Source organism: Sphingopyxis sp. 2PD (genome assembly GCF_005503695.1).
Classification (GTDB): domain Bacteria; phylum Pseudomonadota; class Alphaproteobacteria; order Sphingomonadales; family Sphingomonadaceae; genus Sphingopyxis.
The window spans coordinates 1-12,518 of the sequence record NZ_SCMU01000022.1; the positions used below are offsets into that span (position 1 = coordinate 1).

Consider the following 12,518-nt stretch of genomic DNA (forward strand, 5'->3'; position numbering starts at 1 on the left):
GATCACCCGCCCGTCGCTGCGCCGTGCATCGGCGTGCTGCTCGTCAACCTCGGCACCCCCGATGCGCCCGATCCGCCCTCGGTGCGGCGCTATCTGGCCGAGTTTCTGTCCGACCGCCGCGTCGTCGAAATCCCGCAAATCCTGTGGCAACCGATCCTGCGCGGCATCATCCTGACCACCCGGCCAAAGAAATCGGCGCACGCCTATGCGCAGGTGTGGACCGACGAAGGCTCGCCGCTCGCCGCGATGACCCGCGCCCAGAGCGCCGCGTTGCAGGCGGCGTTCGGCGAAGATGTGCGGGTCGCTTATGCGATGCGCTATGGCAATCCCGCGATCGGCCCGGCGATCGACGCGCTGGCCGCGGCGGGATGCCAGCGCATCCTGATCGCACCGCTGTATCCGCAATATTGCGCCGCGACGACGGCTACGGTGGTCGACGCCGTGGGTAGCCACCTCAAAACGCTGCGCTGGCAACCCGCGCTACGCTACCTGCCGCCTTATCATGACGATCCCGCCTATATCGCCGCGCTGAAAGCATCGGTCGAGACGGGGCTCGCCGCGCTCGACTTCACCCCCGACGTGCTGCTCGCGAGCTTCCACGGTATGCCCGAGCGGACCTTGCACCTCGGCGATCCCTATCATTGCCAGTGCCGCAAGACCGCGCGGCTGCTGTCGGAAGCGATGGGGCGCCCGATCGAGGTCGCGTTCCAGTCGCGCTTCGGCCGCGCCAAATGGCTCGAGCCCGCGACCGACACCCAGCTCGAAGCGCTGGGCAAGGCCGGCAAAGGCGTCGCGATCTTTGCCCCGGGCTTTTCCGCCGACTGTCTCGAAACGCTCGAGGAACTCGCGATCCGCGGCAAGGAGCAGTTTGAAGCCGCAGGCGGAGCGCGTTTTGCCTATCTGCCCTGCCTGAATGCCGACGCTTCGGGCATGGCGATGCTCGAAGGGCTAATCCGCCGCGAACTCGCAGGCTGGCTATAGTTACCAACTGTTTAGGTCGATGCGCTAGATTGCTCCGACGCGGCACCGAAATGGTGCGGTCGCGGCAAATTGGAGAGACGCCATGAACCAGATCCAATCGGCAGCGCTGATGCTCGCCGCGGCTGTGGTGGCCTTTGCGGCGCTCGCTATCGCCGTCTGGTGGCTGCGCCGCCCGCGCACCGCTCCCGCCGCGCCGCGCGCGCCGCAAGCGCCGCGCGAAATCCGGCTGCCCAAATTGACGCGCACGGCAAAGGTCGAACTTGAACCGGTCGAAATCTCGGCCTCGCGGCTCGCGCGCATCAGCGGCAAGGCGCCGCCCGCAGCGCCGGACATCGATCAATTCGATCGCGATCCGGCCCCCGAAATCGCCGCCGAAGTCGAAACCGAACCGATGATCGACGAGGGCGCGCTCGCCGCGATGGTCGCCGAAGTCGAAGATACCGCACACCGGATCGAAGAAGCCGCGCCCGTTGCTGTCTCCCTTCGCCTGGTGCCGCAAATTCCGCCGCGCGACGCGATTTCGACATCCAGTTGGCTCGGCGGTCGCCCGCGCTTGCCCAGCGGCACCGAATGGCCGCAGATCGACGGCGAACCCGCCGATTTCCTGGCCCAGATCGACTGCGCCAGCCTGCCGCCCGCATTGTGGAACGGACTGGGGCCGCGCGATGGCGCGCTGGCCTTTTTCATCCATCGCCGCGGCTATCGCATGCAGGTCCTGCATGTGCGCGATACCGATGTCGCGCTGGCGCCGCCGCTCGCGCTCGATGATCAGGGCGGCTGGTTCGGCCCGCATGGCGGGCTGCGCTTCGGCGATCTCGAACCCTTTGCGGTACGGGCCTTTCCCGAATGGCCGGTCGATCTGCTCGCGGTCGGCCCGGGCGATCCCGACCCGCGCGTCGACGCCGATCCCGCGGACCTTGCCGCGACGCTGTACGACCGCAGTTACGATATCGCCGACCCCGCCTTTCACCCGTTCGACTGGGGCAGCATGACCGCGATGGTGGCGCTGCTCGAAATGCGGCTCGACCGGCTCGCGACCGACCCGACCCCACCGCCGGGCGCCAGTGCCGAGGCGATCGTCGAGCTGGAACAGCGCGCCGCGATCAATCGCGACGCGCGCGTCCGCGCCGAGGAGATCATCGCCATCGTCCACGACAGCGCCGCACATGAAAGCTTTTCGGCCAGCGACGCGACCGCGGTGATGGCCGCGCTCCACGCCATCCATTGGGCGCGGTCGATCCACCGCACCGACCCCGAAACCGGAGCCGAGACGCACGAAACGATCACCCTGCCGCTGACCACGCACCGCGCCGACGCCAATCTGTGGGTGCATGACTATCAGACGATCCTGTTCGACCGCGCCAAGCACGCCTGGTGCGCCAACCCCGACAGCCTTTCGGCGCCGATGCGCGCTTTCTACGAACCCTGGTGGCGCGATCTTGCCGCGCGTGAGATGGCGGCGATCGGGCATGAACCGTTCCGCTATGTCCACGACTATGATCACGACCGTGACGCGGTGCTGCTCGAATTGCCGACGAGCGGGTTGATGAGCCGGATGTTCGGCGACGGCGACAATCTGGTGGTGACGATCGACAAGGCCGATCTGGCCGTCGGCGACTTTTCCCGGCTGCGCGTTCAGGTGAGTAACTAGCCCGCTGAAGTGCTTTGCGATTGACGTTCCGGTCAACTTGCAGCGTCCCGCACCGCGCCTTAGTCTGGCGCCACAAATTGTGTGGGAGAGCTTGATTCATGGCACGCGTAGCAATCGTCACCGGCGGCAGCCGGGGTATCGGGGAGGCGATCAGCCTTAAATTGCAGGAACAGGGGGTCACCGTCGTCGCCAACTATGGCGGCAATGACGACAAGGCGCGCGAATTTACCGAACGCACCGGGATCAAGGCGTATAAGTGGGACGTGGGCGACCATCAGGCCTGCCTCGACGGCTGCGCCCGCGTCGCGGCCGAGGTCGGCCCCGTCGACATCGTCGTCAACAACGCGGGCATCACCCGCGACGGCACCCTTGCGCGGATGAGCTACGACGACTGGCACGACGTGATGCGCATCAACCTTGGCGGATGTTTCAACATGGCGAAGGCGTGCTTCCCCGGCATGGTCGAGCGCGGCTGGGGCCGCATCGTGAACATCGGGTCGATCAACGGGCAGGCGGGCCAATATGGCCAGGTCAATTATGCCGCGGCCAAATCGGGCATCCACGGCTTTACCAAGGCGCTGGCGCAGGAAGGCGCCAAAAAGGGTGTGACCGTCAACGCGATCGCGCCCGGCTATATCGACACCGACATGGTCGCCGCGGTGCCGCCGCAGGTGCTGGAAAAGATCGTCGCCAAGATTCCGGTCGGACGGCTGGGCCAGGCCGACGAAATCGCGCGCGGCGTCGCTTTCCTGTGCAGCGAGGATGCGGGTTTCGTGACCGGGTCGACGATGTCGATCAATGGCGGGCAGCATATGTACTGACGGGCCGAGGGCGCCAGCGAAGGCGTTCGCGTCAGCGAACGGCGAGTTGGCAACCGGTGGCGCAGCCACGGCCCGGCACGGCCAGCGGGGCGGCGATCCCAAAGGATCGCCGCCCCGTCTGAGCCCCGCCTTCGCGGGGGCAGGCTCAGGCGGCGGCTTTGCCGCCGCTGCCACACGCCGCGCCAGTTATATCGGCATCTCGACTTCGCTCGATGCGAACGGCTAGGGAGAGGCATGGCTGACCACCCCCTCCACCCCCCCGTCAAACGCTCGGTCACCATCGCCGGTCACCCGACCTCGATCAGTCTCGAGCCGATGTTCTGGGACGCGCTCGAAGCCGAAGCCGCACGCCAAGCGCTACCCGTCAACGCGCTCGTCGCGCGGATCGATGTTGAACGGATGGAGGCCGACGACCCGCCGAACCTGACCTCGGCAATCCGGCAGTGGTTATGGCGAAGAGGTCAGAGTGGGCGACCCTAAAGTCGACCAACACCGTAGATCGCGAAAACAGTGTATGCGGGCGTCACAGACCGTCGATCGACCGGGCAGTTTTCGAATGTCAGGAACAACTGGGTGATACCCACCGACGCAAGTTTCGACTTCAGATGGTCGAGCTGTTGCGACCGTGTCGTGTCACGTGCAGGACCAGTAAGAAACGCCGGGCTACATATGACGGAGCCTCCGTCGCCATCGTTCCAATATTTTGGGATATTTCTGAGGTATTCGAGTTGCCGTTCATCCAGTTCGGTCGAGCCGTTCTCGAAATAGAAAAAATATGGTCCCGGCAAGGGGTTCCGTCCGGTCAAAGGAGGAACAGGCGGGTTCGCCCCCTGAGCACCAACCGGAGAACCAACGAACAAAACAAGCAACAAGATTAATGTGCGAAACATGCCGTCGATGGTGACTATCTTTCCAGGGGAAGGCAACCTTGACTAGCTCAGCAGACTGGCCGACACCGCCGCCCCGAACGCTGCGCCTTTGTCGGGGGCGTGATGCAGGAACAGCGAGGGTTCGATCAGCTCCAGCTCCATGATGTGGAGCTTGCCCGCCACGTCGCCGACCATATCGACGCGGGCGTATACCGGCGGCGCCGGGGCGGCGGCTAGCGCGGCGGCGGCGAGCGCCTGTGCGTCAGTGGTCGCCTCCCACCCCGTCTCGCGTCCGCCGAACTGTTCCTGCACGCGAAAATCGCCAGCAGCGGGCCGCTTGACGATCGCATGGCTGAATTTGCCGCCAAAGAAGAAGAGCGAAAATTCGCCATCGGTCAGGATGCCGGGCATCAGCGGCTGGACGAGGCGGCGCTGGCCCAGCGCATCGGCGGGGATCGCATCGCCCTCCGCGATGCGATGGGTGCCGTCGGCGCCGCCCGAGATCGCGGGTTTGACCACCACTTCATCGGCGCCGAGTTGGCCGCGGGCCGTGGCAAGGCTGGCACCGTCCAGCGCCGCAACCTCGACCGTCGGCACCACCGCGACGCCGTTGGCCGCCAGCTCGGAGAGATACGCCTTGTCGCTGTTCCAACGCAGAACCGGCACCGGATTGGCGACCGGCAGGCGGTCCGCCTCCAACCGGTCGAGCAGCGCGTACCAGGCGACGACATCGCGCTGATAGCCCCAGGCGAACAGCGGCAGGATCAGGTCATAGCCCGACAGGTCGCCCGGATCGGTCCAAACCCGCTGCTCCACGATCAGTCCCGCACCGGTCAGCGCCGCCGCCTTGCGCGCAAAGGCGGGTTGCCATTTTTCATAATAATCGGGCGCGGGGACAAGGATCGCGACGCGGGGCTGGAAGGGCATGGGCTCTCCTGAAGCCCCTCCCCTTCAGGGGAGGGGTTGGGGTGGGGGTCGCAGTGTAGAGTGAGGTCGATTGGCCCACCCCGCTGCGACTAGCCAGCAAGCTGGCAAGTCTTGCTGCCCCTCCCCTGAAGGGGAGGGGATCGTCGGTTACCGCCCCAACAACCCGCGCGCCTGTCCGGCGATATGCGACAGCATCGCGCCATTGGGGTTCGGGATCGTCCGCGCCCGATCGACCGTCGCGCGGAACTGCGCCACCCGCGGCGCATGGTCGGCGAGCCATTTGGTCACCGCCGCGTCCAGATCGCCCTTCGGCAAACCAGCAAGGAAGGTCAGGCGCATCTGCTGGAAATCGCGCGCCAGGCTGTTGACCAGGAGGCGTTCCCACGGGTCGCCGGGGCTCATGTGCGCCGCGAGCGTCTGCGCCCAGTCGAGCCCGAGCGCTTCGCCCAAATGGGTGAAGGCGCTGGTCACTGCGACCTCGTCGTCGCCGCGCCGTTCGGCAAGGTCGACGATCCCGATCGCGCCGTCGGTCTTGAACAGCCGCACGACCGCGGCAGTGAGCGCCTCGGGCGCGCCCGCGTCGAGCAATTGCTGGGTCAGCATGTCCCACTGGCGCTTGACCGATGGGCTGAGCAGTCCGTCGACGCTGGCATTCAGGCGATCGACCCCGGGCTCGAGCCGCGCGACCACCGGTCCCGGCTGCGCCAACGTCTGGGTGACGCGGAGCAGATCGGCCATTTGCGACGTCATCGCCGACGCTGCTTGGCCAAACAGCGACAGGCGAACGCTTTCGTCGATCCTGGCCGCATCGAGCGCGTCCCACAGCGCGGGCAGGTCGAGCAACCGTTCGACCGCGACGAACGCCGCGGCGATGTCGCCGAGTGCGCAGCCCTCTTCTTCGACCAGTTCGAACGGATGGACGATGCCCATGCGGTTGACGATGCGGTTTGCCAGCTTGGTCGCGATGATTTCGCGGCGCAGCTGGTGATCGGCGATCGCGCCCGCGAAATCGCGCTGCATCTCGCCCGGGAACGCGGCGGCAAGGTCGCTGCCCAGCGCCGGATCGTCGGGCAGGCTGCTGTCCTCGATCGCATCCTGCAGCGCGAGCTTCGCGGTCGACAGCAGCACGGCGAGTTCGGGGCGGGTCAGCCCGCGCCCCTCGGCGGCGCGGCGGAGCAACTCGTCGTTCGCCGCCAGCCCTTCGACCTTGCGGTCGAGGCGGCCCGACGCTTCGAAGGTCTCCATCAGACGGACGTAGGAGGCGACCGCCGCCGATCCGCCCTGTTCGGCAATCGACAGCGCCAGCGCCTGGAGCCGGTTATCCTCGAGCACCAGGTCCGACACATTGTCGGTCATCCGCACCAGCAACGCGTCGCGATCCTCTTGGCTTAGTCGCCCTTCGGCCATCTCGCGGTTCAGCGCGATCTTGATGTTGACCTCATTATCCGAGCAATCGACCCCGGCGCTGTTGTCGATGAAGTCGGTATTGATGCGGCCCCCCTTCGCCGAGAAGGCGATACGCGCCGCCTGGGTCGTGCCGAGGTTCGCCCCCTCGCCCACGGCGCGGACGCGCAGATCTTCGGCATCGACGCGCAGCGCGTCGTTGGCGGGATCGCCGACCTCGGCATTGTTCTGGCTCGCAGCTTTGACATAGGTGCCGATGCCGCCGAACCACAGGAGATCGGCGGGCGCCTTCAGGATCGCCGAGATCAGCCCGCTGGGGTCGATTTCGGACACCGAAAGGCCAAGCAGCGCCTGCACTTCGGCGCTCAGGGGAATGCTCTTCTGGCTGCGCGGGAACACCCCGCCGCCCTTCGAGATCAGTTTCTTGTTATAATCCTCCCAGCTCGACCGCGGCAGATTGAACATCCGTTCGCGTTCCTTCCAGCTTTTCGCCGGGTCGGGATTGGGATCGAGGAAGATATGGCGATGGTCGAACGCCGCGACCAGCTGGATCGCCTTTGACAGCAGCATGCCGTTGCCGAACACGTCGCCCGACATGTCGCCGCACCCAACGACGCGGATCGTGTCGCTCTGCACATCGACGCCCATTTCGGCGAAATGGCGCCGCACCGACAGCCATGCGCCCTTGGCGGTGATGCCCATCGCCTTGTGGTCATAACCCTTCGACCCGCCGCTCGCGAATGCGTCGCCGAGCCAGAAGTCGCGCTCCATCGCCAGCGCATTGGCCACGTCGGAGAAGGTCGCGGTGCCCTTGTCGGCGGCCACGACGAAATAGGGGTCGTCGCCGTCGTGGATCACCACGCCCTTGGGATGCACGACCTTGCCCGCCACCAGATTGTCGGTGATCGACAGCAGCGAACGGATGAAGATCCGGTAGCATTCGGTGCCTTCGGCAAACCACGCGTCGCGGTCGAGCGAGATGTCGGGGAGCGCCTTGGGATAGAAACCGCCCTTGGCGCCCGTCGGCACGATGACCGCATTCTTGACGCGCTGCGCCTTCATCAGCCCGAGGATCTCGGTGCGGAAGTCGTCGCGGCGATCGGACCAGCGCAGCCCGCCGCGCGCGACCGGACCGGCGCGCAGGTGGATACCTTCGACGCGCGGTGAATAGACCCAGACCTCGCGCCACGGCAGCGGCTTGGGCAGGCCCGGAACCTTGCTGCTGTCGATCTTGAACGCCAGCGCTTCCGCTGCGGCGGGCGCAAAGGCATTGGTGCGCAAGGTCGCGCCGATGACGGCGTGGAACAGCCGCAGGATGCGATCCTCGTCGATCGACTTGATGTCGGCAAAGCCCGCAAGGATCTCTGCCTCCAGCGCTTCGGCGCGCTTGGCGTCGCGGCCCTTGGGATCGTGCAACGCGATGAAGCGCTCGATGAGCGCCGCGCTCAGCGCGGGGGCGTGGCGCAGCGCGCTGACCACCGTGTCCATGCCATAGGCCGAACCGCCTTGGCGCAGATAGCGGAACCACGCGCGCAGCCACACGATCGCGCGGGGATCGGTCTGGTTGGTCAGCATCAGTTCGTTGAACGCGTCATTCTCTGCCTTGCCGTCGAGCACCGCGGCGATCGCGCCTTCGAGCACCTCGGCATGGGGCAGCAGCGCCAGTTCATCGACATTGGCGGGCAGGCGCAGCGTGAAATCATGGATGACGATCGGCAATTCATCGTCGGTTTCCATCCCGGGAGCCCGGCCATGGCCGAGCGCGGTCGGGATTTCCTCCATCACCTCGAACCCGAAATGTTCGAGCGCCGGGACGACGTCGGACAAGGCCAGCGGACCCGCGGCGCTGTACACCTTCAGCCGCAGCCGGTCATCGCCGTCGAGGCTCTTTTTCGCGAGCCGCACGCTGCGCGGGCGCTCGGCATCCAGATCGCGCAGGCGCAGAATGTCGCGCGCGGCTTCTTCGGGGTTGTAGAGATTGCGGTAATTGGGCGGGAACATCGGCGCAAAGCGCGCCGCGAGCGCCGCCGCGCGGCCCGCATCACCGCGCTTCGCCAGCGCCGCCTCGACCTCGGGCTGCCAGCCGCGGACCATCTGTTCCAGCTGGGTGTTGAGCGCGGCCGTGTCGGGGACCACCCCGCCGCTGCGTAGGTCGAGCGTGTAGCGCAGCAACGCCGCGCCGCCATCCTCCAGCACCATCGTCCAGCCGATGACCCCGGCCTTCGCTTCGCGCACCAGCATCGCCTCGACCGCGATGCGGCGGCCCGTCGATACTTCGTCGCGCGGCAGCCAGACAAAGGCGAACAGGTGACGACCGAGCGCGCTGCGCACCGTCACGATCTTGGGCCGCGGCCGGTCGGTGATCGACATCGACGTGAGCACCAGCTCTTCGAGCGACGCACCGTCGAACGCGATCAACAGGTCGTGCGGCAGCGCGGTCAACGCATGCGCCAGCGCCTTGCCCGCGTGACCCGCGGGATCGAACCCGAATTTCGTCATCAGCGTGTCGAGCTGGGCGCGCAGCACCGGCACCTTGGCGGGCGGGGTCGACAGCGCGGCGCTGGTCCAAAGCCCCGCGTGGATCGACAGGCGGTCGACCTTCTTGCCCTTCATTTCGGGAACGATGACGAGGTCGAGCAGGACGCGGCGATGGACCGCCGACAAGCGGTTCGACTTGATCAGCAGCGGCGCCTGACCGCCGCCATCGAACCAGGCGAAGGCTGCATCGAGCGCCGCGGGCGACAACAGCTGGCTCTCGCCGCTTTCGCTGACCCCCAAGGGATCTTGCACTTTGCCGTCGCGCGTCCGCCATTCGTGGCCGAGCTGGGTCATCGACCCGCCCTCGAACCAGCGCAGCAGCTCGGCCGCCTCGCCCTCGACGCGCATCGCGGCGTCGGCGAGCATCGCGGCGCGCATCGCCCGCCAGTCGCGGACCGCGGCGCGCACGTCGCGCAGCGCCGCTTCGAGCGCGTCGAGCAGACGACGCCGCGCACGGGCATCGCCGCGCTCGAGTTCCATATAGATGACCGATTCGCGCGTCGGCCCCTCGCCCGCTTCGACCAGATGGCCCTGCGCGTCGCGCTTTACCGCGACGACGGGGTGAAGGATGCGGTGGACCGCCAGCCCCTGCGCGGCGACGATCTGCGAGGTCGAATCGACCAGAAAGGGCATGTCGTCGTTGACGATCACCAGCCGCATGCGGCGGTCGGTGCCGTCGGCCGCCATCGGTTCGAGCAGCAGCGACGGGGTGTCGGCGGCGCGACCCAGCGACGCGCGCCCCGCAAACTGGCTGGCGTCGGCCAGCGCGGCCTTGTCCATATCGTCGCCCTCGCCGGGCAGCGCGCTGCCGTGCAGCGCCGCCAGATAGGCGGCGGCGATTTTGGCGGGGATTTTGGTGTCGGTGGTTGGCGTGTCCGTTTCCGGCGTGGCGGACGAATTTTGAGACATAAAGTGCAGCATCCCGAAGCAAAACACGGGGATCCCTGCCGACGATCGGCGGGGGTCCGTTCGCTCCCCACCCTATGCGCCTGTGGCGCGCGCGGCTCAAGGCCTCGTTCGCGCGCCCACGTTAATTTATTTCAAATCTTGGTTTGTCTGTTGCGCGGGCGGGCTTAGCCGCCGGTAATCGGGACCGCCTTGCGCGCGAGCCTGGTGATCAGCGCTGGATCGTCTGCGGCCTTGGCGACGATGCCGATATGCCCGCCGGGCATGGTCCGCGCGATCAGCACGACAAATTCGGCATCGCCGGCATCATGTTCCAGGATGATCGCCGGGTGCGCGCTGCGCAGCGTGTCGAGCTTGTCATCGACCTTGGCGCTTTCGTCGCGCGCGGGCTTGCGGCGCGCACGCGCATCCTTGACCAGGCCTTTCAGCCCGCCCGGATAGCGATCGAGATAGGCGGCCAGTTCGCCGCGGCCAACGCCTTCGTCCTTGGCATGGCCCAGTACACAGGCATATTCGGCGAGGCGCGTCTTGTCGTACGTCGCACCGAATACCAGTTTGACCACCGGCGTCATCGGCGCGCGCTCTTGCACCGCCAGCCCGGCGTCGTCGAGGAGCGCGGCAAAGGCTTCGGGTTGCTGTTCGGCGACCAGTGCGAAATCCCACGCCTTGGCGACCGCCTGATACAGCGCGCCGCGGCTGCGGCTATCGGCGGCGATCGCGCGCTCGGCGGTCTCGCGGGCGAGCGCCAGCCAGTCGGCAAGTTCGGCGTCGGCGCCCGGATCCTCGCCGATGTCGAGGTCGCTCTCCGACGTATCGTCCGCAGTCGGCCCGACAACGATCGGCACATCCTTATTGTCGATCAAGGCGCCAAAGCCGGGGGTCGCGTCGCCATGACCGTCGACATCATCGTCGAGATGTTCGCTGTCGGGGCCGTCGGCCCACACCGGCACCGGCGCGGTCAGCGGCGCCGCGCTGCGCAGCGCCTGTTCGACCGACAGCTGCAACTCGGCGGCCTGATCGGCAGGCACCGCTTCCTTCCAGTTGATCACCCCCATGATGAAGTCGATCGTGTCGTCATCGGACGAAAAGGGCAGCAGGATGCCGCGGTACATGATCGTGACGCCGCGATCGTTGACGAATTCGGCCTCGAAGCCGATCGGCGCCCGGTTGGCGATGATCTGCAGATAATGGTCGGTCAGCCGCGACAGCAGCGAACGGCCGGGGATCTGGCTGATGTAATGAACATCTTCGTCGATCTGCGACTCCGCGCGGAGCCGGTCGCCGACGAAGGCGATGCCGGGGTTTTCGACGCCGGCGGTAAAATCGAGCAATACGGCATGCGAACCGAAGTCGGCACGCTCCAGATCGAGATCCTCGACCGAGGGATAAGCGCGGTCGGCGAGCAATGACGCCCAGTAATTATAGGCGCGCACCTGCATCCGCCGTTCGTCGACACCGACCGACGCCGGCGGATCGATCGCGCCGTCATCCTGGTCGTGGCTGCCCGAAAGCAGTCCGCGCATGCTGTCCATCATTTATCCCCAGCCATAAACATCGGGGAATGTCATGCACCAGAACTGGTAAAAGCCGCGTAAACGATGCCCCGCGCGCTGCCGGGCGGCGGCGTTGCCAAACAGGATGGAGCGGAGCGGAAGCGGAAGGTTCCGGCCGCCGCGCGATCTTTGCCACACGGCGGCCGGTCCGGGGGGAGAGCCCATTTATGTACTGACAAGTATATAAATAGCCGGGACGGCGTCAAGCGCTTTCTGTACCGGTCAGTAAACTTCTTCTATCAGCGTCCCGGCCACAGCTTGAGGCCGGTTTCGACCAGCCGCTCTAGCTCGGCGCGCGTCGCGCCCGCGCCCGCCTGCACCGCCATCCCCTGGTTCATCGCGGTCAGAAACGCCGCAAGCCCGGCCGGATCGACATCGTCGGGAAAATCGCCCTCGGCCTTGGCGCGCGTAAATCGTTCGAGCATCGCCTGCTTCGCCGCCGCGCTGCGCGCGACCACGGCTTCGCGAATGCACTCGGCCTCGGCGCCGCAAGCGACCGAGTTGATCACGCCAAGGCAGCCGCCCGGATTTTCGGGGCAGCTGTACATGTCGAGCGCGCCGTGCATCAGCCGTTCGGCCACTCCGCGCGCGGTCGGCGCGTCGAGCGCGGCGCGCATATAGTCGGTCTTTTCGCGCTCATAGAGATCGAGCGCCTTGTTAAACAGCGCTTCCTTGTTGCCGAACGCGGCGTAGAGGCTGGGCTTGGTAATCCCCATCGCCTCGGTGAGGTCCGCCATCGACGCACCCTCATAGCCTTTCGACCAGAATACGCGCAGCGCCGCCGCCAGCGCTGCATCGACGCAGAACTCGCGCGGACGGCCTTTCGGGGCGGTGGCGGCTTCGATTTCCATAACGGCTGGTATATAAG

General features: G+C 66.5%; 8 protein-coding genes. 4 read left to right on the forward strand and 4 right to left on the reverse strand.

All coding sequences use genetic code 11. The annotated features are described in order from the left end of the window. The 4 genes from hemH to FFS18_RS13275 all read left to right on the forward strand — a co-directional run. The coding region (gene hemH, locus FFS18_RS13260; RefSeq protein WP_137871189.1) for a ferrochelatase at positions 1–981 on the forward strand (981 nt) is incomplete at its 5' end. 82 nt (positions 982–1,063) lie between these two features. Then, positions 1,064–2,632 carry a DUF1963 domain-containing protein gene (locus FFS18_RS17625; protein WP_137871190.1) on the forward strand — a complete coding sequence of 523 codons (1,569 nt, stop codon included), beginning with the start codon at positions 1,064–1,066 and terminating at the stop codon, positions 2,630–2,632. 98 nt (positions 2,633–2,730) lie between these two features. Beyond that, positions 2,731–3,453, forward strand: coding sequence for an acetoacetyl-CoA reductase (phbB, locus tag FFS18_RS13270; RefSeq protein WP_120215124.1), 723 nt, complete (start codon positions 2,731–2,733; stop codon positions 3,451–3,453). A gap of 234 nt (positions 3,454–3,687) precedes the next feature. Then, positions 3,688–3,933 carry a ribbon-helix-helix domain-containing protein gene (locus tag FFS18_RS13275; protein ID WP_137871191.1) on the forward strand — a complete coding sequence of 82 codons (246 nt, stop codon included), beginning with the start codon at positions 3,688–3,690 and terminating at the stop codon, positions 3,931–3,933. 452 nt (positions 3,934–4,385) lie between these two features. Here the strand turns inward: FFS18_RS13275 and FFS18_RS13280 are convergent, their stop codons facing one another. The 4 genes from FFS18_RS13280 to FFS18_RS13295 all read right to left on the reverse strand — a co-directional run bounded on the left by FFS18_RS13280 (position 4,386) and on the right by FFS18_RS13295 (position 12,501). After that, a complete protein-coding gene (locus FFS18_RS13280) occupies positions 4,386–5,249 on the reverse strand; it encodes an ATP-grasp domain-containing protein (RefSeq protein ID WP_137871192.1) in 864 nt (287 codons plus the stop codon). Positions 5,250–5,396: 147 nt separating this feature from the next. Beyond that, a complete protein-coding gene (locus tag FFS18_RS13285; protein ID WP_171005317.1) occupies positions 5,397–10,100 on the reverse strand; it encodes an NAD-glutamate dehydrogenase in 4,704 nt (1,567 codons plus the stop codon). A gap of 164 nt (positions 10,101–10,264) precedes the next feature. Then, complete coding sequence (locus tag FFS18_RS13290; RefSeq protein WP_137871193.1) at positions 10,265–11,629, reverse strand: hypothetical protein; 1,365 nt, start codon at positions 11,627–11,629, stop codon at positions 10,265–10,267. Positions 11,630–11,889: 260 nt separating this feature from the next. Continuing rightward, positions 11,890–12,501, reverse strand: coding sequence for a TetR/AcrR family transcriptional regulator (locus FFS18_RS13295; RefSeq protein ID WP_137871194.1), 612 nt, complete (start codon positions 12,499–12,501; stop codon positions 11,890–11,892). Between the last annotated feature and the right edge of the window lie 17 nt (positions 12,502–12,518).

Bases quoted from the DNA above. Each gene is read 5' to 3' on its own strand.
- FFS18_RS17625 (WP_137871190.1), top strand. From the start codon at position 1,064: ATGAACCAGATCCAATCGGCAGCGCTGATGCTCGCCGCGGCTGTGGTG.
- FFS18_RS13275 (WP_137871191.1), top strand. From the start codon at position 3,688: ATGGCTGACCACCCCCTCCACCCCCCCGTCAAACGCTCGGTCACCATC.
- FFS18_RS13280 (WP_137871192.1), bottom strand. From the start codon at position 5,249: ATGCCCTTCCAGCCCCGCGTCGCGATCCTTGTCCCCGCGCCCGATTAT.
- FFS18_RS13290 (WP_137871193.1), bottom strand. From the start codon at position 11,629: ATGGACAGCATGCGCGGACTGCTTTCGGGCAGCCACGACCAGGATGAC.
- FFS18_RS13285 (WP_171005317.1), bottom strand. From the start codon at position 10,100: ATGTCTCAAAATTCGTCCGCCACGCCGGAAACGGACACGCCAACCACC.
- phbB (WP_120215124.1), top strand. From the start codon at position 2,731: ATGGCACGCGTAGCAATCGTCACCGGCGGCAGCCGGGGTATCGGGGAG.
- FFS18_RS13295 (WP_137871194.1), bottom strand. From the start codon at position 12,501: ATGGAAATCGAAGCCGCCACCGCCCCGAAAGGCCGTCCGCGCGAGTTC.